The sequence below is a fragment of the Pseudodesulfovibrio aespoeensis Aspo-2 genome, from assembly GCF_000176915.2.
GTDB classification, from domain to species: Bacteria; Desulfobacterota; Desulfovibrionia; order Desulfovibrionales; family Desulfovibrionaceae; genus Pseudodesulfovibrio; species Pseudodesulfovibrio aespoeensis.
In genome coordinates this window covers 2,385,192-2,404,525 of record NC_014844.1, presented here as the reverse complement: position 1 = coordinate 2,404,525, position 19,334 = coordinate 2,385,192, and the positions used below count along the sequence as shown (strand labels likewise).

Sequence of the window (19,334 nt, the reverse complement as noted above, 5' to 3'; positions counted from 1 at the left end):
CGTCCGGGAGATTTTTTTGGGCGCAGGCAATGGCGAAGCCACCCTCCGGGGCGGCGGGTCTCGTGCTTCAATCCTGTCAGGTGGCTGTGAAATCAGGTGGTCAGGCTTGTTTCTGTCTGAGCGTCTTGAGTCGCTGGTCCATCTCGTCCGGGTCGAGGCCGCGTTTCCGGGCGAGCTGAGGCAGGTTGGTCTCGGCGTCCGAAGGCCGCACATAGGCCGGTTCCAAGGGGTCGGTCTGGTAGCGGGCTGTTTGGGCCGCGTCGAGGAGTTGATCGCAGGAGGGGGTGTCCCATCGGGCCGGGAGCAGGCTGAAGCCTGGGGTTTCGGCCACGAGGCTGGCGAAGAAATCCGGATTCCTGCGCAATCCGCTGCCCATGAGGTGGGCCGTGTTGCCCAGGGAGGCCATGCGCTGCGCCGCCTCGGCCAGGGTGCAGGAGGACAGGGGCGAGAGCGGGGCAAGGGAAGGGGCGTCAAAGCTCTGGAGGTAGACCAGTCCGCGCCGGGCATAGGTCAGGACGTGGAGCGCGGTGTCGAGGAGCGGGCCGGGGCCTGCGGCCAGCAGGGGCAGGTAGTCGATCCCGGCCAACTGCGCGCCCGTGCCCGCGCTCATGCCCTGGGCAGCGGCCAGGAGCAGGCGCAACCCGGTGAAGCTTCCAGGGCCGCGCACGCAGGCGATGCGGTCGATGGTCTGGGCGGTGATGCCGAATCCGTCCAGCGTCTCCTTGAGGCCCGGCACCAGGAAGCGCAGCGACTGCCCCGGCACGGTCCACTCGCGGGAGGCGAGCAGAACCCATCCGTCCGCTGTCGGCTCTCCCAGGACGAACTGGAGGCGCTGTTCGGCCCCGGCCATGGCCAGGGTCAGGCCGTGCGGCTTATGAGAGCAGGCGGCGAACGTCATTGAAAATGGCCAGACTCATGAGCATCAGCAGGATGAGGATGCCGACGCGGGTGGCTGCCGCCTTCCAACGGTCGCTGATGGGGCGGCGGAAGATCATTTCCAGCAGGAAATAGACGATGTGTCCGCCGTCGAGCACCGGGATGGGCAGCAGGTTGATGATGGCCAGGTTGATGGAGATGATGGCCACCATGGCCAGCAGGTCGTAGAACCCGGACTGGGCGCTGTTGTGGACCATCTGGGCGAGCATGATGGGGCCGCCGATGGACTCCACCGGAATGAGCCGCTCGATGATGCTGACGAACCCCTTGACCACCACCGTGGACATGGTCCAGGTGTGGACCAGGGCGATCTGCGCCCCCACGCCGTCCACGGGCCGGTATTCGATGACCCCGCCCTGGCCGATGCCGACCATGGGCACGGTCACTTCCTCGCCGAACAGGTTCTTGACTGTGTTCACCTTTGGGGTCACGTCCAGGCTCAGCGACTCGTCGCCGCGCTGCACCACAAAGCGCAGGGAGGTGTCGTTGCCAGCCCGGATGGTCTCGACCATTTCAGACCACGAATCAATGGGCTTGCCGTCAATGCTGATGATCCGGTCGTTCTTCTTGAGGCCGGCGGCAAGGGCCGGGCTGTCTGGCATGACCTCGCCCACCGTGGGCATGACCACTCCCTGGCCCTGGGCCAGGGCCAGGAACCAGTAGATGAGGAAGGCGAGCAGGAAATTGAAGATGGGACCGGCGGCCACCACGCACAGCCGCTGCCAGGGGGGCCGTTTGGAAAAGAGCTGGTCGTCCGGGAAGTCCTCTTCCTCTTCGCCCTGTTCTCCGGCCAGCTGGACGTAGCCGCCAAGCGGGATGGCCGAAAGCTTGTACTCCGTGGCACCTGACCGAAACCCGGCCAGCCGGGGGCCAAAGCCCAGGGAAAAGGACCGAACGCCCATGCCGAACAGCCGGGCCACGGCGAAGTGGCCGAGTTCGTGGAAGAAGATCAGGCCGCCCAGGGCCAGGACGATGGCTATTGCGCTTGTCAGCATAGAATCCTCATGCGGCCGCCCGCTGTTGTGTTATCGCGGCTTTGAAAGAGATAAGCATGAATCCGCGTCAGGCCAGAGGGCGTGGCGGATTTCCTCCCGGACGGCCCGGTCCAGGCCGAGCACGGCCTCCGGGGTGGATACGTCCATGGGCTGGTGGCGGTCAAGGGCGTTGCCGATGGTGGCAGGGATGTCGGCAAACCCCATGCGTCCGTCCAGGAACGCGGCCACAGCCACCTCGTTGGCCGCGTTGAGCACCACCGGGTGGCTCGGTCCGGCATCAAATGCCTCGCGCGCCAGCCTGAGGCAGGGGAAGGCGGCCAGGTCCGGCTCCTCGAAGGTCAGGCTGCCCACGCGGGCCAGATCGAGCCGGGGCACGTCCACCTCGATGCGGCGGGGGAAGGCGAGGCAGTGGGCAATGGGCACCTGCATGTCGGGCATGCCCAGATGGGCCAGTTGGGAGCCGTCCACATACTCCACCAGGGAGTGGATGATGGACTGGGGGTGGACCACCACATGGACCATGCTCACAGGCAGGCCGTACAGGTGGCAGGCCTCGATGACCTCAAGCCCCTTGTTCATGAGCGTGGCCGAGTCGATGGAAATTTTCGCGCCCATGCTCCAGTTGGGATGGGCCAGGGCCTGCTCGCGGGTGACGCCCTTGAGAGCGGAGGCGTCGCACCCCCTGAAGGGGCCGCCCGAGGCGGTCAGGATGAGCCGGGCGATCTCGTCGTCGCTGCCGTGGCCCATGAGCCCCTGGAACAGGGCGTTGTGTTCGGAGTCCACGGGCAGGATCACCGCGCCCGAGGCGTGGCAGGCGGAGCGGATGATGTGGCCGCCAAGGACCAGGGACTCCTTGTTGGCCAGGCAGATCATCCTGCCCGCGCGGGCAGCGGCCAGGGTCGGCGCAAAGCCTGCCGCGCCCACAATGCTTGAGAGCACGACATCAACGTCGTCAAGGGAGGCCAGGGCGGTGAACGCCTCCGGCCCGACCAGCACCTCGGGCGCGTATCCGGCTGGCAGTCGGGCCAGGAAGTCGCGCCGGGTCTGCTCGTCAAGCACGCCGACGATGCGGGGTTTGAGCCGGGCGCACTGCTCGGCCAGCAGGGTGCCGTTGCGCCCGCCGGCCAGGGCCGTGACCCTGAACAGGTCCGGGTGCCGGGCCATGACCTTGAGGGCGCTGGCGCCGATGGAGCCTGTGGCGCCGAGCACCGCGACCCGGCGCGGGAAGTCCGGCAGGGATGCGCTTTGCGGCCATGGGGAGATGTATGTTTTCACGAGGTTCCGGGGTTGCGGCTAGAAAAAGGCGTGCACGGTGCGGATCAGGCCGTAGGTCGGCACCACCAGGAGCAGGCTGTCGATGCGGTCGAGCAGCCCGCCGTGGCCGGGCAGGATGGAGCTGGAGTCCTTGATGTGCAACGAGCGTTTGAGGGCGGACTCGAAAAAGTCGCCCATCTGGGCGGCCACGTTGAGGGCCGCGCCAAGCAGCAGCCACTGCCAGGGGGCGCCGAGGCCAAAGGCCATGCCAAAACCGGTGGTGGCGAGCATGCAGGCGGTCAGGCCGCCCAGGCTCCCGACCCAGGATTTCTTGGGGCTGACCTTGGGCCAGATTTTCTTTTTCCCCCACAGGGTGCCGCTGTAAAAGGCGGCGGTGTCGGAGATGGCGGCGGCCCCGATGACCAGCAGGATCTCGTGGCGGGAGAAGGAGAGGAAGAAATGGAGATTGAGCGGGATGTAGACCAGCCCGGCCAGGAGAACCATGCCCGGCTTGAAGGAGGCCGTGGCATCCCTGGTGAAACGGACGAGGAACAGGATGGCCGCGGCCCAGAAGGCGGCGACAAAGATCATGAGCATGTGCTGCGGCGCATCGGCGGCATAGGCGCCAAGGAGCAGGAAGGTGAAGACCGCGCCCAGGGATTTGACGGTCCCGACTCCTGGCAGCGGGCTGAACATGTCGTAGAATTCCCAGAGGGTGAACGTGCAGAACAGGGCCAGGACCACGAACAGGACCCATCCCTGGAAGACGAGGGCCAGGGCCGGGATGGCGGCGAGGCCCACGGCGGTGGCGACCCTTTTTTGATGCAGTGAGATGTCCATACGTGATTTCAGCGCTTTCTATGTGATTTCGCGGTAGTGGCGAGTGCCAATTGTGTACGCTATTTGCCGGGCGGGGGCAATATGCGCAACACGGGCTGCGCTGCGGCTAGGCAAGCTGCTCGTCTGTCATGCCGAACCTGCGCCGTCGTCCGGCCAGCTCGACCAAGGCCTTGTCCAATTCGTCGGGGGTGAAATCCGGCCAGTAGATGTCGGTGAAGTAGAACTCGGAGTACGCGCACTGGAAAAGCAGGTAGTTGGAGAGGCGCATCTCGCCGCTGGTGCGGATGATCAGGTCCGGGTCGGGCTGGCCCGCGGTCCACAGCTCGGCGGCAAAGGCTTCTTCGGTGATGGCGTCCGGGGCCGTGCCTTTGGCGACCAAGGCCCTGGCGGCCCGCAGGATCTCATCGCGGCCCGAATAGTTGAGCGCGAGGTTGAGGGTCATGGCCTCGCATTTGGCGGTCTGGCGCATGACGTGCTTCAATGTCTGGCGCACGGCCATGGGCATGTCGTCGATCTCGCCCAGCACCCTGAGCCGGATGGACTGCTTTTTGAGGCTCGATTCCTCGCGGGTCAGAAAGGTCGTCAGCAGGTCGAAGAGGGTGCGCACCTCGTCCTTGGGCCGCGCCCAGTTCTCCTTGGAAAAGGTGTAGAGCGTCAGGTGCTTCACGCCCAGCTCGCGACAGCGGGTGACAACGGCGCGGGCCGCCTCGGTGCCGGCCTTGTGGCCCTCGGTCCGAGGCAACCCGCGCTGTTTGGCCCACCTGCCGTTGCCGTCCATTATGATGGCGACATGGGTGGGTGCCGTGATACTTTGCAAAAGAGGATGTCCTTAGATTTCCAGGATTTCTTTTTCCTTGGCCACCAGCACGCCTTCGCTCTGCTTGACGAAGTCGTCGGTCAGCTTCTGCACGTCGGCCTCGCCCTTCTTGAGCTCATCCTCGCTGATCGCCTTGTCCTTTTCCAGCTTTTTCAGGCTGTCGTTCAGGTCGCGGCGGACGTTGCGGATGGCGATCTTGCATTCCTCGGTGTATTTCTTGGCGACCTTGACCAGCTCTTTGCGCCGCTCCTCGGTCAGGGGCGGGATGGAGATGCGGATGATCTTGCCGTCGTTGACCGGGTTGAGTCCCAGGTCCGAGGTCTGGATGGCTTTTTCCACCGCGCCGAAGGCGCCCCTGTCCCAGGGCTGGATGGTGATGCTCTTGGCATCGGGCACGGAGACCGAGGACAGCTGGTTGATGGGCGTCGGCGTGCCGTAGTAATCGACCACTATGGTGTCGACCAGGGCCGTGGTGGCGCGCCCGGTGCGCAGCTTGGAGAAGTCTTTCTCCAGGGCGCTTATGGCTCCGGCCATGCGTTTCTTGCCATCATTGAGCACGGATTGCATATCAGTTTCCTCCTTGGACGGTCGTTCCTATGGTTTCGCCGTTGGCAGCCTTGCGGATGTTGCCTTCCTTGTACAGGTTGAAGACGATGATCGGCAGGTTGTTGTCACGTGCCATGGAGATGGCCGTGGAGTCCATGACCCCCAGCCGCTTTTCCAGGGTTTCCAGATAGGTGACGGTTTCGTATCTGACGGCATCGGGGAATTTGGCGGGGTCCTTGTCGTACACGCCGTCCACCTTGGTGGCCTTGAAGATGGCGTCGCACTTGAGTTCCAGCGCCCGCAGGGCAGCCGCGCTGTCGGTGGTGAAGTAGGGGTTGCCGGTGCCTGCCGCGCAGATGACCACGCGGCCCTTTTCCAGATGCCTGATGGCGCGCCTGCGGATATAGGGCTCGGCCACCTCGGCCATGCTGAAGGCGGTCATGACGCGGGTGCTGCAACCGTTCTTTTCCAGGGCGTCCTGCACGGCCAGGGCGTTCATGACCGTGGCCAGCATGCCCATGTAGTCGGCCTGCGCCCGTTCCATGCCCTTGGCGCTGGCGGCCATGCCCCGGAAGATGTTGCCGCCGCCGATGACCAGGGCCACCTGAAGCCCGGTGGCCGCCACCTCGGCGATCTCTTTGGCGAACTGGCCGATGGCCTCGGGTTCGATGCCGAATTTCTGTTCCCCGGCCAGGGCCTCGCCGCTGAGTTTCAGCAATATCCGCGAATACCGCACGTTGTCCATTTTCACCTCAAGGTCTTTGCGTGATCTTAGATGCACTCGCCCACAGGCGATACCATGTTTTGCGATCAAAAAAAACGGGCCGTGCGGCCCGTTTTCATTTTTTTAGTCGTCGCTGTCGGCGTTTTTGGCTGCGCCTTCGCCTAGCGCCAATCGGTGGAAGCTTGCGATCTCGGCCTTGCCGAGCAGGTCCTTGATGGCTTTCTTGTCGTCCTTGATGAAGACCTGCTCAAGCAGACACACTTCCTTGTAGAACTTGGTCAGGCGGCCCATGACGATCTTCTCGGCGATGGCGGCGGGCTTGCCCTCGTCCAGGGCCTGCTTGGTGTACAGTTCCTTTTCCTTGTCCAGGGTGTCCTGGGACAATTCCTTGGGGCTGATGCAGGCGGGGTTCATGGCCGCGACATGCATGGCTATGTCCTTGGCCAGCGCCTCGTCGGCAGAACCCTTGAGCTCGACCATGGTGCCGAGCTTGTTGTTGGAGTGGATGTAGACGCCGATCACGCCGTCGGTGGCGACCTTGGCGAAACGGCCCACGCCCATGTTCTCGCCCAGCTTGGCGATGAGGTCGGTCACGTCGGCCACCTCGGCGGGCAGATCTGCCGCCGTGCCGGTGGTCACGCCAAGCCCGGCGATCTTCTTGGACAGGGCCTGGGCAAAGGACTGGAAGTCCTCGTTCTTGGCCACGAAGTCGGTCTCGCACATGAGCTCGGAGAGGACCACGGTCTTGCCGTCGGCAGAGACGTAGGGAGTGACCAGACCCTCGGAGGTGGCGCGTCCGGCCTTTTTGGCAGCCTTGGACAAGCCCTTCTCGCGCAGGTACATGACGGCCTTTTCCTCGTCGCCGCCGGATTCGACCAGCGCCTTCTTGCAGTCCATCATGCCTGCGCCGGTCTTCTCGCGCAGTTCCTTGACCTGGGATGCGGTAATACCCATGCTTACTTCTCCTCGGCAGCGGCCTCGGCAAAAGCCTCGGCTTTTTCTTCGGTTGCGGTTTCAGCTTTGGGAGCGGGCTTGGACTCGTCCGGGCCCTTGGAAAAATCCTTCTGCATGGCGGCGCCTTCGAGGCAGGCATCGGCCATGTGGGCGGCGAACAGCTTGATGGCGCGGATGGCGTCGTCGTTGCCGGGGATGATGTAGTCGACCATGTCGGGATCGCAGTTGGAGTCGACTACGGCCACAACCGGGATGCCGAGCTTGCGGCATTCCATGATGGCGATGTGCTCGCGCTTGGGATCAATGACAAAGGCGGCCTTGGGCGCGTCGTTCATGTCCTTGATGCCGCCCAGGGCGAGGTTGAGCTTCTTGACCTCGCGGTTCATGCCCACGGCTTCCTTCTTGGTGTAGCGGGAGATGGAACCGTCCTCAAACATCTGCTCAAGGGTCTTGAGGCGGTCGATGGACTTCTTGATGGTCTGGAAGTTGGTCAGGGTGCCGCCCATCCAGCGGTGGGTGACGTAGAACATCCCTGCGCGCTGGGCTTCCTGGGTGACTGCCTCCTGGGCCTGGCGCTTGGTGCCGATGAACAGCACCTTGCCGCCCTTGGCAGCGGTGTTGACGATGAAATCGTGGGCCGTGGCAAACATCTTGACGGTCTGCTGCAGGTCCATGATGTGGATGCCGTTGCGTGCGCCGAAGATGAACGGGCGCATTTTGGGGTTCCAACGGCGGGTCTGGTGGCCGAAGTGGACGCCGGTCTCCAGCATCTGCTTCATAGTAACGTAAGCCATGATGATCTCCTGGGTTTTTCGTCCATCCCGCAGCCTGTGAAGGAGCCCGTGACATCACGGACCACCCGGAGTTATGGGCGGGATGTGTGAATTTGAAGTCCGGGGTGATTAACCCATATTTCCACGGATGGCAAGGGGTGGGGTGGTTATTTTATCCGGGCAGGCTTCCGGCCATCACCGTTTGAATCCGGTCGAGCCGGTCCCGGAAAAAATAAAAAAACTTCATGTCGTTCCCCAGCACCTGCCCAAGCTGGGCGTCGGTCATCCGGCGTTTGAACCCGCCGCCCGTGTTCTGGTGGTGGAGGCATTTGACCAGCCCGCAATAGCGCACTTCATGACCCTTGAGCCGCAGAGAGAGGTCGTGGGCGATGTCGTCGATCTGGGACGGGGAATAGCGCAGGTCGAACTGTGGGCCTTCGGGCATGCTCGCGGTGCGCAGCAGGTGGCAGCAGCCCATGACCGTGTCGGTCTCGCGCACGAAATCATAGTGGCCGCAGTCCATCTGCGCGATCTGGCAGGGGTCGGTCAGCTTGATGATGTCGGGGCGGGCCAGGGCCAGGGCGCGGTAGAGGTACTGGATCATTCTCGGGTCCGATCCGAAGACCACCTTGCAGCCCACCACCGCTGTCCTCGGATGCCGCTCCATCACCGTCAGGAAATGGGCCAGCCAGTCCTCGGGCATCTCCACGTCGTCGTCGATGTAGGCCACGTACTCGCTGGCGCGCACCTCGGGCAGTGCGCCCAGCCAGTTGCGGGCCGCTGGCGCGCCCACGTTGACCGGTAGGGTGATCACCCCGAAATCCCGGCCCGTGAAAAGGGCGCGGGCGGCCTCGGCCACCGTTGCGCTGTGGTCCGTGCACCCGTTGAGCAGGATGCGGATTTTCGCCCGCCCCATGTTCGTCCGGGCCAGGCTGGCCAGTGTCCGCTCCAGGTGATCGCCCTTGTTCCATGTATAGATGCAGATGGTCACGTCGCGCCTGTCGGGCAGTGTGGCGTCGGCCTTGGTCGGGTTCGCCATCTCGGCCAGGCGCAGCCGCGCCGGGGTCTGGGCCGGGTCCAGGGCCAGCGAGCGCGTGTAGCACTCCATTGCCCGGGCCGTGTCGCCCATGGCGGCGAACAGCTCTGCCGCGAAATTGAGCTGGACCTCGCAGACAGCTTCCTTGGCCACGGCAGGCCACAGGGCCAGGGCGCAGGCCGTGTCGCCCGTGGCCGCATGGTGCATGAACAGTCGCTGGTTCCACTGGGCGCGGGCGAATTGCGGCACCGTGAACCGCGCCAGCCAGTCGCTCTTGAGCCCCCGGCAGGCGTCCAGGTGCAGCAGGTGGGAGGCGGCCAGTACATGGCCCGGCTTCTGCTCCAGCAGTTCCAGCAGACGCGTCCGCCTGCGCTCGAACACCCGCTCGTCGCTCATGGTCGAGCGCGGATCGGCCAAGGCCGGGTCCAGGGCAAAACCGCGCAGTCTGCGGATGCGCTCGGCCAGGGCCGGATCATGGGTCAGACCATGGGCGAGTTCGAGCCCCTGGATGTGGAACGGGCCAAAGGTAAGGGTCTTGCGCAGCAGTCTGGTCGCCTCATCCCGCGTTCTGGGGTGAGATTGGGCGGCGGGGTCGCGCAGGATTCGGGAGAGGAAGACGAGGCAGGCCTCCATGTCGGGGAGAAGGTTGCGGCAATAGATGTCGAGCAGGTCGAACACCCCGGCGAGGTCGATGCGGTCGAGTTCCTCGAAGCGGTCGGTGGGGGTGTAGGGGGTGTCGGGCATGATGGTGTTGGGTTTTGTGTGGGTGGTTCTGGGGGTTGTATCGGAAAGTGGGGGGGATTGCATTAGGATTTGCTGGGGTGGGGGGAGGAGGAAGGAGGAAGAGAAGAGGAAGAGGCATAAGGAAGCCGCCTGCGGCGGAATGAAGAGTAGGGTGAGGATTTCGCTCCTCCGTCGCGACTTACTTTTGGGCCAAAGCGGCCAAAAGTAAGCAAAAACCGCTTTTTAAGAATCTGTGATCGGGTCTCCCGCGTCGGACACCAGTAACATCGACCTGCTGGCGAAACAGTTGGGAGCGGTCGAAGACTCCGCTCCCGCCGGGTTTCGCCGGGCCGCAGGCCGATGCAACTGGTGCCACGACGCTCTCGCCCATTGCGGGGCTGTCGTGAGTGAAACCCATGATGGTGTGACCAGCATGGAAACAAAGAAGGTCTGACAAGATTGCAGGCCCATCCGCCTACAGCGACCACAGCTTTTCCGGCCTCCGTAAGCCCCAGCCATTAAGCCTCCTAAGGCCTAGAAGCTGACAAATCGCAAGCTGCGGCTCTTTCGAATCACGGACGGAGCGAAGCGGAGGACTTGATTCGGGAGCAGCGCGATTTGATCAGCTTCTTGGCCGTGGAGTGCAGGCGGCCAAGCTAAAAAGCCGCGTTTTTCCTATGTGGCCCACCGTCAAGGGAATCTGTGTATAGCCTTTTCCTATTCGTGCTCTCTGGCACCAAGTACCATTCGTTCGGTACAAAATCATTATTGCGCCATTTGGTTCACGCTGTCTAAACAGCCGAAAAACGCCCGCGCAGATTGGTGATTCAGGTTATGAACTTTGATAACAACGGCCCGAAAGACTCAAACGCCATAAAACGATTGCCAGGAGGCGAGCTATGGCTGCAATGGCTTTTTGCGGCACTCCTGTTTTTGCGACAAGCTGGTTGTAACGTTCTTTGATTTTAGGAACTTTTGCCTGCCATATCCAAGCGGATTCGACCAGGAGGCTTCGCAATCGTTTTTGTCCGACAGGAACAAGTCGGCCGCGTGATGATCGCTCACCACTTTGGCGAACCGTCGGCGCAAGACCGAGATACGACACGACCTGTTCATGACACTGAAAACGCTCCGGACGAAAGACCTCCAGCAAAAACGTGGTGGCGACCGTCGGCCGACGCCGGGGACCGTCCGCAGCCGCTTCATAGCCTCTTCATGCCGTTTTACCATGATCATGGACAGAGTCGCCTCGATCTCTTTTAGCTCCACCTTCTGCCAAGACAACTCGCGCAACAGGCTGTCCAGCGTCAACTTGGCGGCAGGCTCGATTTGAAGAGTCGACAGTCTCCCAACGGCTTGCCCGGACCACTGCGATAGCCCTGGCGGCTCCTCCGCGCCGACGTAAAGCAGCAACGACTTGATCCGTAACTTGGCGCGGCGGATGTTGTCGACAATCTGCGACCTGCGGCGAATCAGGCTGCGCTCTCCTTCCTCGGCAGGAGTAGGCACGGCGATCCCCTTAAGCATGCCCTTGGCGGCATAGTCGGCCAGTTTGATACAGTCCAACCGATCTGTCTTTGACCCCGCAACCACAGCACGGGGAACCTTGCTCGGGGCAACCACGCAGCAATCTATGCCAGCCTCTTCCATGGCCCGACATAGCCCAAAACCCGTTGGGCCGGATTCATAAGTGACCTGTGCTATTGGCTGCCCCAATTCGAGCAACGCCAGGACCAAATCATATGGCTTGGCAGGCGCTACCCATGTCTCACAAGCCCCATCCTCGCGACGCACCGCCACATGATAACTGAGTTTGTGAACGTCCACGCCGACGTGAATCTCCCGGCCTTCAAACGCTTCCAGAAAATCGCTGATTCGTGATACTGAATACTTTGCCATGCTGTGCCTCCTGCGGTTCTAAGTTGTCGTTCAAACTCAGACTACCTCAGGTAAGGCCAGCATGGTATTTGGTTACTTTCTTTTGGGCCTTGCAAAAGAAAGTAACCCCGCCGGGAGGGCTCTTAAAACTTGGAGGAGCGCCAGCGACGGCTCTTTGTCATCCGCTTCCGCCGGGTTTCGCCCAAGAGGCGGCTCTTGCCGCCGAAGGCATTCTATTCTCCGAAGGCTTGGGACATCAGGTGGTTGGCGAGTCCGCCGAGGTGTTTGGGGGTATGGCCGAAGACGTGTTGCCAGACTTCGGAGGATTCCATGCAGAAGTAGAGTTGTTTGTCCATGCCGTGTTTGCGCAACCGGTTGACCATGAAGGAGAACTGTTCGAGGCGCAGGGGGCGGAGCAGGCGGGCCTTGCCGTCCAGGCCGGGGACGAATTCGTTGTAGATGTAGGTGGCTTGGGGGAAATTGTCGGCGATGATGGGCGTGAGCTGGGGCATGCAGCGGAAGGAGCCGAGGCTCATGTAGGCGATCTGGTTTGGGGTGAGGTAGTCGAAGATCATGTCGATGATCTGGCTGTAGCCTTCGCGCCATCCGGGATAGTGGATGATGGGATCGAAGTGGAGGCAGACGCGGAAACCGGCCTGGGCGCAGGTGCGGGCGGCGTCGAGGCGCTCAGCCAGGGTGGAGACGTGGAACTCTTCGTGTTCGTTGATGAAAGGGGCGTTGAGCGACCAGGCGGGCAGGACGCGGTCGGTGCGTTTGGCCCCGTCCATCCAGGAGAGGTCCACGACCTTGGATTTGAGTTCGAGGACCACGTTGTCGTGGTCGTTGAGGAAGGCCACGAGATCGCGGCTGTAGCCGGTCAAATGTTCGAGGGCCAGGGAGTCGGTGAATTCGCCGGTGCCGACGCGGAACCGGGCGGCGGGGTCGGCGGAGAATGCCTCGCCCAGTTGGGAGAAGAGGTCGTCCTGATTGGCCCAGATCTTGAGCAGCCGGTCCTGGAAGTAGGCCTGGAGGATGCAGTAGGAGCAGGCCATGGGGCAGTTTTCGCCGATGTGGATGATTCGGTAGGCGCAGCAGTGGTAGGCTCGGGTGCCGGGGCAGAAGCGCAGGAATCTGCCCTTGTATTCCTTGAGGTACAGGGCCTGGGCATCGCCCTGGGAAAAGGCGACGCGCTCGGCATCGGGCGGGACCACGGTCCAGGGGATGTCGGCGTGGGTGGTGGCGGCCAGCCGGTCGCGGACACGGCGGGCCAGGGGCGAATCCTGCATGGACTCGTCCACGAAGACGCGGGCGATGCGGCGCAGGTGGTGCGGCAGTGGCTTGAGATCACTCATGGTTGGCTTCCGGGTTCCAGAGCCTGGGCCACTGGGGCCGGTTGGCCATGGCCTTGAGGTCGCGCACGGCCTTGGCGAGCTGGTCCGGGTCTTTGATGCGGATGGAGAGTTCGACCCCATTGGTCTCGAAATTGTCCGGCTGGGCGATGCGCCAGCTCGTGCCCGCGGTCATCTCGCGCGCGGTGGACTCGAAGCGCGCTTCCAGGGCGGACAGGGATGGGTAGCGACCGTTTTTGGCCTGGGCCACGAGCCGGGCCATGGCGTCTTTCGGGGAGAGGTTCCGGATGGCCGGATCGGCCATGTTGGCGTCGAGCATGACCTGGGCCACGGGTTTGCCGGTCATTTTGGACGCTTCGAAGAGCCATGTCAGCAGGTTGACTGCGTTGGACCGCGACCAGGAATGGTCAGTGAAGAGCGGGGCCACTGCGTCGCGGTCAGCCTCGGTCATGCGGGCCAGGACAGTGGCTGCGGCCAGCGGCGCGCGCCCGGCGGCGAGGTGGGCCTGCCAGATGGCGGGCAGGTCGAGCCAGGCCAGGAGGAGTCTGGCGTCCTTGCTCTCCGGGTTGACGCCCAGCCTGGGGAGGATGTCGGCAGCCAGGGCTGGGCGGTCGAGCAGCGGGGCGAAGTATTGCAGGGCGGCCAGTCGCATGGCGTCGTCAAGCGGGCGCAGGGCGTTGTCGGCCAGATAGATGAGTCCGAGGTCAACGGGGCCGGGATCGACCACGAGCCGGGCCAGGACCGGCAGGCCGAGGGAGCGCAGGACAGTGAGCCGGGCATGCCCGGCGATGAGGGCGAGGCCGCTGTGCGTCTCATGGACAAGCACGGGCTGGGCCTGCCCCAACTGGCCGATGGATCGGGCCAGCCAGGGCAAGGGCTCACCGGCCCAGAAAAGATGGGAACCGCTGTCGCGGATGCTGTCCGCCGGGGCGGTCACGATCTCGTTTGAAAGGTGCACGCTGCGCTCCTGATGGGGTGTGGCGAGATAACTGTTTGAAAAGACGGCGTATTGTTGTCCAGCACCGTAAAAATATGGCAAAATTCCTAGAATTTCAACACCATGGGGCCAGCCTTTTCCAGCAACCCCCCTTGACAATCTCGCGTTGCTCTTCCTATAGGACTAAACCTGTGAAAAACCAAGTGCCAGTGATGCCACGGGGTCGGAGGTTCCCCTGATCATAGGAAAAACCAATAAATACCAGCGGAGTAGAGAATGCCTGACCTGAAAACACAGAGAACGTACGCACTCGTCGGTCACGGCGGCAGCGGGAAGACCACTGTTGCCGAAATGCTGCTTTTCAACGCCGGCGTGATAAATCGTCTGGGCAAGGTCGAGGACGGCACCACCGTACTCGATTACGAGCCTGAGGAGATCAAGCGCCGCGGCTCCACGCAGCCCGGTTTCGCGACCTTCAAGTGGAAGAAGAACGACCATTTTCTCATAGACACTCCCGGCGACTCCAATTTTTCTGGCGATCTTTCCTATGCGATGACGGCGGCGGACGGTGCGGTGCTGGTCATCGACGCCGTGGACGGTGTCAAGCCGCAGACCCGCAAGGTCTGGTCGCAGATCAAGGGCATGGGGCTGCCCGCCATGATCGTGGTCAACAAGATGGACCGCGACCGCGCCGAGTTCGACACCGCCTTTGCAGGCATTTCCGAAGCGCTGGGCGCGCGTCCGGCCCTGCTCTATTATCCCATCGGCAGCAAGGAGGAATTCAGGGGCGTGGTGGACATGATGTCCGGCAAGGCCCTGCTGTTCGGCGCGGACGGGGCAGTGTCCGAGGCCGCTGTTCCCGACGACATCGCCGATGAGGTGGAGGCCCTGCGCGAGGCCATGGTCGAGAACATCGCCGAGAGCGATGAGGAATTGATGGAGAAATATCTGGAAGAGGGCCAGCTCTCCCAGGAGGAAATCACCAAGGGGCTGGCGGCTGGCGTTGCCGCAGGCGAGCTGGTGCCCGTGGTGGTGGCTTCGGCCCTGAACAACCAGGGCGGCCAGATGATTCTCGACACGATCCAGAATCTGCTGCCCGATCCCCTTGCCCACAAGCCGTGGGTAGGTGAAGAGGGCGAGCGTGTCAGTTCCCCGGACGAGCCGCTTGCCTGCTTCGTGTTCAAGACCCTGGCCGATCCCTTTGCCGGGCAGCTGACCGTGGTCCGCGTCCTCTCCGGCGAGCTCAAGTCCGACTCTGCGCTGCTCAATGCGAGCAACGGCGAGAAGGAGCGCGTGGGCCAGCTGCTGCTCATGAGCGGCAAGGAGCAGAGCCCCTCCAAGACACCCATGGGCCCCGGTTCCATCGCCACCCTGGCCAAGCTCAAGAACACTTCCACCGGCGACACGCTGGTGGCCGAGAAGGGTGGCTTTGTGCTGAAGAGGCCGGACATGGCACCGCAGCTGATCACCTTTGCCCTGGCTCCGGCCGAGAAGGGCGAGGAGGACAAGGTCTACGCCGCCGTGGCCAAGTTGCTTGATGAAGACATCACCCTGGTCCTGACCCGTGACGGCGAGTCCGGCGACATTCTGCTTTCGGGCATGGGCCAGAACCATATCGAGGTCTCGGTGGACAAGGCCAAGCGCCGCTACAAGACCGAGATCCTCCTCAAGACTCCCAAGGTGCCCTACCGAGAGACCTTCAAGACCGGCGCACGCGAAATCCAGGGTCGTCACAAGAAGCAGTCCGGCGGACGCGGTCAGTTTGGCGACTGCTGGATTCATGTGACCCCACGGGGTTCCGGCGAGGGATACGAGTTTGCGGACCAAGTGGTTGGCGGCTCCATCCCGCGCCAGTTCATCCCCGCGGTGGACAAGGGCGTTCAGGAGTCGGCGGCGCGCGGCGTGCTGGCCGGGTATCCGGTCATCGACTTTCAGGTCGCCCTGTACGACGGCAGCTTTCACTCGGTGGACTCTTCGGAAATGGCCTTCAAGGTGGCCGGGTCGCTGGCCTTCAAGAAGGCGTGCGAAAAGGCCAAGATGGCCCTGCTTGAACCGATCATGCTTGTCACCGTGGCCGTGCCCGACGCCTTCATGGGCGATGTCATCGGTGATCTGTCCTCGCGGCGCGGCAAGGTGCTCGGCTCGGACTCCCAGGCGGGCATCACCGAGGTCAAGGCCCATGTGCCCATGGCCGAGATGCTCAAGTACGCGCCCGATCTCAATTCCATGACCGGCGGCCAGGGCACCTTCTTCATGGAGTTCGCCTCCTACGAGGAATGCCCGCCCCAGGAAGCGGAAAAGGTCATCGCGGCCCACAAAAAGGGTGCAGAGGACGAATAGCTGCATCCCCCGTGCGATCAACCAAGGGCGGCGGGTTTTCCCGCCGCTTTTTTTGTCCGGCAGGGGCTGTGGTGCCTTGCGCCTGTTTCTTTGGCCGGTTGCGCACTTGTTTCGCGCCCGAATATGGTTTACTGAGTCGTGAGCCAACTCAATGAGGATACCCGATGTTTCGACGCCTTTTCTTCATCCTGTTCCTGATACCCGTAACCATCTACTACAGCATCCGAATGCTCCTGGTGGACCCGGCCAACTGCACGCCGGAGGAGTATGACCGCTGGGGACTCAGGTGGGGTGCCGCCGCAGTCTGGCTTTCTGGTATCAGGATCGAGGCCGACATGGGCGATATCGACCCCAAGGGGCATTACGTCTTCATCGGCAACCACCAGAGCAACCTCGACATCCCGGTGCTGTTCACGCTGCTTAAGGGCAACCGCATCCGGTTCGTGGCCAAGAAGAGCCTTTTTGACATCCCCATCTACGGCAAGGCCCTGGCCCATTCGGGCCATATTTCCATAGATCGTGACAATCGCCGCGCGGCCATGGAGAGCCTGAATGCCGCCGTGGCGACAGCCCAAGCCGGCATCTCGCCGCTGGTGTTTCCCGAAGGCACTCGCAATACCCAGCTCGACGACCTCATGGACTTCAAGATCGGCGGCATGATCCTGGCCCTCAAGTGCGGCCTGCCCGTGGTGCCGTTTGTCATGACCGGGACCGGAAAGGTCATGCCCAAGGGCGCAAAGGTCATAGACAACCGCCATGTGGTCCGGTTCAAGGCCCTGCCGGTCATTGATCCGGCCAAGTATTCCATCAAGGACCGCGAGGCCTTCAAGGACGATCTGCGGGCGATGATGAGCTCGGCGTACCGGGAACTCCTCGCCAGGGACAGTTAGATGGCAGACACGACGTCACTCACTTTTTATCCCCTGGGCGGTCTCGGCGAGATCGGCATGAACTGCATGGCCTTCAAGACCGAGCGGTCCATGGTCCTCGTGGATTGCGGGCTGATGTTCCCCGAGGATTACCACTTCGGCGTGGACGTGGTCATTCCTTGCTTCGATTTCGTGCTCAAGAACAAGGCCATCCTGAACGGCATTGTTCTGACCCACGGCCACGAGGACCACATCGGCGCGCTGCCCTGGCTGCTCCAGAACCTCGATGTGCCGGTCTACGGCAGCCAGTTCACCCTGGGGCTGGTCGAGAACAAGCTGCGCGAGCACGACCTCGCAAGATGGGCGGATCTTCGGACCGTGCGTCCCTATGACCGGGTGCTGCTCGGCGACTTCACCTTCAATTTCTTTCCGGTCTGTCACTCCATCATCGAAGGGTTCGGGCTTGGCATCGAGACCCCGGTGGGCCGGGTGGTCCACACCGGCGACTTCAAGATCGACCGCAACCCCATGGGCGGACACGCCACGGATCTGGCCGCGTTCCGCAGGTTTTCCGAGCCGGGCGTGCGGCTCATGCTCTCGGACTCCACCAACGTGGGCCGGGAGGGGTTCGCCCTGACCGAGCGCGAGATCAAGGTCAGTCTGCGCGAGATTTTTTCCACGGCCAAGGGGCGGATTCTCGTCTCGCTCTTTTCGAGCCACATCCAGCGCATCCAGGAGGTCTTTGACCTGGCCGACGCCGAGGGCCGCAAGGTGGCGGTGTCGGGCAAGTCGCTGGTGCGCAACATCGAGCTGGCGCGCGACCTGGGGTACCTGAAGATACCCAAAGGCATCTATATAGAGCTGGACCGGCTGGACGAGTTCGGCGATTCGGACCTGGTCCTGCTGATCACCGGCTCCCAGGGCGAGCCGCTGGCCGCCCTCTCGCGCATGGCCTTGGGCGAGCATCGGCAGATCACGGTCAAGCCCGAAGATCTCTACATTCTTTCGTCCCGGTTCATACCGGGCAACGTCCGGGCCATCACGCGGGTCATCAACAACCTCTACCGGCTCGGTGCCGAGGTGCTCTACGAGAAGATGCACGGGGTCCACGCCTCGGGCCACGCCCATGCGGGCGAGCTGACGCTCATGCTGGAAACCGTGCGGCCCCGGTACTTCATCCCGGTGCATGGCGAATATCGGCATCTGGTCAAGCACAGCCGGCTGGCCGTGGACTGCGGGGTGGAGGAGTCGTGCGCCCTGGTGGTCGAGGACGGGCAGCCGGTGATCTTCGAGGCGGACGGCTCCATGCGCATGGGGCAACCCTTCAGGGCCGAGAAGATCCTGGTGGACGGCAAGGGCGTGGGCGACGTGGGCCAGAGCGTGCTGCGCGAACGCCAGCTCCTGGCGGGCGAGGGCATGGTCATCGTGGTCCTGGTGGTGGACGAGGCCACCGGCGAGATCAGCATGGGCCCGGACATCATGTCCAAGGGGTTCATCTTCGAGCAGCAGTACATGCACCTGCTCGACGACGCCAAATGCATCGTGCTCGACGTGCATGAGAACATCGCGCCCGGAGATACGGCCAAGCTCAAGGAGCGCATCCGCTCCGCGCTCAGGCGGTTTTTCCGCAAGGTGCTGGGCCGCGACCCCGTGGTGGTGCCGCTGGTCATCACCATTTGAGTGCGTTCCGGGGCAGGGCCAGCGGGCGGAGGTGGTGCGTCATGTTTCGGGCGGCTGGACTTCGCGTTGGGAATGGGGTAATAATTTCGACACGCTGTGAATTCTAACGCTGTCTGCGAGGATACGATGATGATGAAGAAGATGCTGATGGTTTGCGTCATGATTGTCATGGCTGCTGCGCTGGTTGCTTGCGGCGGGCAGAAAACTCCGCTTGATGTCGGGGCTGCCCTCTACAAGCAGGGGGACTGCGCCGCGGCGCAGCCGTATTTCGACGAAACCATTGCCCACCCTGGCGAGACCATGGATATCGCCTACGCCTATTTCCTCAAGGCCAAATGCGCTGAAAAGGCGGGCGACGCCGCAGCAGCGTATGAGAATTACTACGCCGCCAAGATCGTGGTCTGCTACGCGGTGTCCGTCAGTACCGAGCACGAGAACCTGAACACGTATGCCCGTAGCGAGTACTGCGAGCGCATCCTTCCGGATACGCTGAACACGCTGGCTCCGGATGTGGGCGAGGCCAAGGTCGAGGCCATCAAGGCCAAGGTCAACGCCGAACTGCACGACCGCTACATGCAACAGTTCGCCAGCGAAGCCAAGTGACCCGTGGACGCCCCGCCTGTCGGGGCGTCTTTTTTTGGCCGCTGCCCGGTGGGGCGCAAGCCGGAATCTCAGCCTGTGGG

The 19,334-nt window shown here is 62.8% G+C and carries 17 protein-coding genes and 1 pseudogene; 4 read left to right on the top strand and 14 right to left on the bottom strand.

Annotated elements, in window-relative coordinates; translation table 11 throughout:
- Positions 1-100: 100 nt before the first annotated feature.
- The 14 genes and pseudogenes from tsaB to DAES_RS10975 form a co-directional block, all read right to left on the bottom strand.
- A complete protein-coding gene (gene tsaB, locus DAES_RS11040; RefSeq protein WP_013515106.1) occupies positions 101-898 on the bottom strand; it encodes a tRNA (adenosine(37)-N6)-threonylcarbamoyltransferase complex dimerization subunit type 1 TsaB in 798 nt (265 codons plus the stop codon).
- Positions 873-1,931, bottom strand: a complete 1,059-nt coding sequence (rseP, locus tag DAES_RS11035) for an RIP metalloprotease RseP (protein WP_013515105.1) — start codon at positions 1,929-1,931, stop codon at positions 873-875. Before rseP ends, tsaB begins: the two co-directional genes overlap by 26 nt.
- 30 nt (positions 1,932-1,961) lie before the next feature.
- The gene (gene dxr, locus DAES_RS11030; protein WP_013515104.1) at positions 1,962-3,206 is read right to left on the bottom strand and encodes a 1-deoxy-D-xylulose-5-phosphate reductoisomerase; all 1,245 of its coding nucleotides are present in this window, start codon (positions 3,204-3,206) and stop codon (positions 1,962-1,964) included.
- 18 nt (positions 3,207-3,224) lie between these two features.
- Positions 3,225-4,025 (bottom strand): phosphatidate cytidylyltransferase, encoded by an 801-nt coding sequence (locus DAES_RS11025; RefSeq protein WP_013515103.1) that lies wholly within the window; start codon positions 4,023-4,025, stop codon positions 3,225-3,227.
- A gap of 106 nt (positions 4,026-4,131) precedes the next feature.
- On the bottom strand, positions 4,132-4,842 hold the full coding sequence (gene uppS / locus DAES_RS11020) for a polyprenyl diphosphate synthase (protein WP_013515102.1): 711 nt from the start codon (positions 4,840-4,842) through the stop codon (positions 4,132-4,134).
- 12 nt (positions 4,843-4,854) lie between these two features.
- On the bottom strand, positions 4,855-5,409 hold the full coding sequence (frr, locus tag DAES_RS11015) for a ribosome recycling factor (protein WP_013515101.1): 555 nt from the start codon (positions 5,407-5,409) through the stop codon (positions 4,855-4,857).
- A 1-nt stretch (position 5,410) separates the two neighbouring features.
- The gene (gene pyrH / locus DAES_RS11010) at positions 5,411-6,133 is read right to left on the bottom strand and encodes a UMP kinase (protein ID WP_013515100.1); all 723 of its coding nucleotides are present in this window, start codon (positions 6,131-6,133) and stop codon (positions 5,411-5,413) included.
- Between the two features lie 102 nt (positions 6,134-6,235).
- Positions 6,236-7,066, bottom strand: coding sequence for a translation elongation factor Ts (gene tsf, locus DAES_RS11005; RefSeq protein ID WP_013515099.1), 831 nt, complete (start codon positions 7,064-7,066; stop codon positions 6,236-6,238).
- Between the two features lie 2 nt (positions 7,067-7,068).
- A complete protein-coding gene (rpsB, locus tag DAES_RS11000; RefSeq protein WP_013515098.1) occupies positions 7,069-7,860 on the bottom strand; it encodes a 30S ribosomal protein S2 in 792 nt (263 codons plus the stop codon).
- Positions 7,861-8,011: 151 nt separating this feature from the next.
- A complete protein-coding gene (locus DAES_RS10995; RefSeq protein ID WP_013515097.1) occupies positions 8,012-9,682 on the bottom strand; it encodes a glycosyltransferase family 2 protein in 1,671 nt (556 codons plus the stop codon).
- A 748-nt stretch (positions 9,683-10,430) separates the two neighbouring features.
- The gene (locus DAES_RS17980; protein ID WP_236608499.1) at positions 10,431-10,751 is read right to left on the bottom strand and encodes an IS110 family transposase; all 321 of its coding nucleotides are present in this window, start codon (positions 10,749-10,751) and stop codon (positions 10,431-10,433) included.
- Between the two features lie 311 nt (positions 10,752-11,062).
- Positions 11,063-11,497: pseudogene (locus tag DAES_RS17975) on the bottom strand (IS110 family transposase); the annotation flags it as partial.
- A gap of 212 nt (positions 11,498-11,709) precedes the next feature.
- Complete coding sequence (locus DAES_RS10980; RefSeq protein ID WP_013515095.1) at positions 11,710-12,828, bottom strand: SPL family radical SAM protein; 1,119 nt, start codon at positions 12,826-12,828, stop codon at positions 11,710-11,712.
- Positions 12,821-13,783, bottom strand: a complete 963-nt coding sequence (locus tag DAES_RS10975; RefSeq protein WP_013515094.1) for a ParB N-terminal domain-containing protein — start codon at positions 13,781-13,783, stop codon at positions 12,821-12,823. The genes DAES_RS10980 and DAES_RS10975 overlap by 8 nt, the downstream gene beginning before the upstream one ends.
- A 255-nt stretch (positions 13,784-14,038) precedes the next feature.
- Here DAES_RS10975 and DAES_RS10970 point away from each other — a divergent pair, with 255 nt between their 5' ends.
- From DAES_RS10970 to DAES_RS10955, 4 genes are all read left to right on the top strand, one after another.
- Complete coding sequence (locus tag DAES_RS10970) at positions 14,039-16,102, top strand: elongation factor G (RefSeq protein ID WP_013515093.1); 2,064 nt, start codon at positions 14,039-14,041, stop codon at positions 16,100-16,102.
- Positions 16,103-16,266: 164 nt separating this feature from the next.
- A complete protein-coding gene (locus DAES_RS10965) occupies positions 16,267-16,992 on the top strand; it encodes a lysophospholipid acyltransferase family protein (protein WP_013515092.1) in 726 nt (241 codons plus the stop codon).
- Entirely contained in the window at positions 16,993-18,651 is a 1,659-nt protein-coding gene (locus DAES_RS10960) for a ribonuclease J (RefSeq protein ID WP_013515091.1), read from the top strand.
- A gap of 126 nt (positions 18,652-18,777) precedes the next feature.
- A complete protein-coding gene (locus DAES_RS10955; RefSeq protein WP_236608404.1) occupies positions 18,778-19,254 on the top strand; it encodes an outer membrane protein assembly factor BamD in 477 nt (158 codons plus the stop codon).
- The last annotated feature ends 80 nt before the right edge of the window (positions 19,255-19,334 follow it).

Bases quoted from the DNA above. Each gene is read 5' to 3' on its own strand.
- tsaB (WP_013515106.1), bottom strand. From the start codon at position 898: ATGACGTTCGCCGCCTGCTCTCATAAGCCGCACGGCCTGACCCTGGCC.
- rseP (WP_013515105.1), bottom strand. From the start codon at position 1,931: ATGCTGACAAGCGCAATAGCCATCGTCCTGGCCCTGGGCGGCCTGATC.
- DAES_RS11025 (WP_013515103.1), bottom strand. From the start codon at position 4,025: ATGGACATCTCACTGCATCAAAAAAGGGTCGCCACCGCCGTGGGCCTC.
- frr (WP_013515101.1), bottom strand. From the start codon at position 5,409: ATGCAATCCGTGCTCAATGATGGCAAGAAACGCATGGCCGGAGCCATA.
- pyrH (WP_013515100.1), bottom strand. From the start codon at position 6,133: ATGGACAACGTGCGGTATTCGCGGATATTGCTGAAACTCAGCGGCGAG.
- tsf (WP_013515099.1), bottom strand. From the start codon at position 7,066: ATGGGTATTACCGCATCCCAGGTCAAGGAACTGCGCGAGAAGACCGGC.
- rpsB (WP_013515098.1), bottom strand. From the start codon at position 7,860: ATGGCTTACGTTACTATGAAGCAGATGCTGGAGACCGGCGTCCACTTC.
- DAES_RS10995 (WP_013515097.1), bottom strand. From the start codon at position 9,682: ATGCAATCCCCCCCACTTTCCGATACAACCCCCAGAACCACCCACACA.
- DAES_RS10980 (WP_013515095.1), bottom strand. From the start codon at position 12,828: ATGAGTGATCTCAAGCCACTGCCGCACCACCTGCGCCGCATCGCCCGC.
- DAES_RS10970 (WP_013515093.1), top strand. From the start codon at position 14,039: ATGCCTGACCTGAAAACACAGAGAACGTACGCACTCGTCGGTCACGGC.
- DAES_RS10965 (WP_013515092.1), top strand. From the start codon at position 16,267: ATGTTTCGACGCCTTTTCTTCATCCTGTTCCTGATACCCGTAACCATC.
- DAES_RS10960 (WP_013515091.1), top strand. From the start codon at position 16,993: ATGGCAGACACGACGTCACTCACTTTTTATCCCCTGGGCGGTCTCGGC.
- DAES_RS10955 (WP_236608404.1), top strand. From the start codon at position 18,778: ATGATGATGAAGAAGATGCTGATGGTTTGCGTCATGATTGTCATGGCT.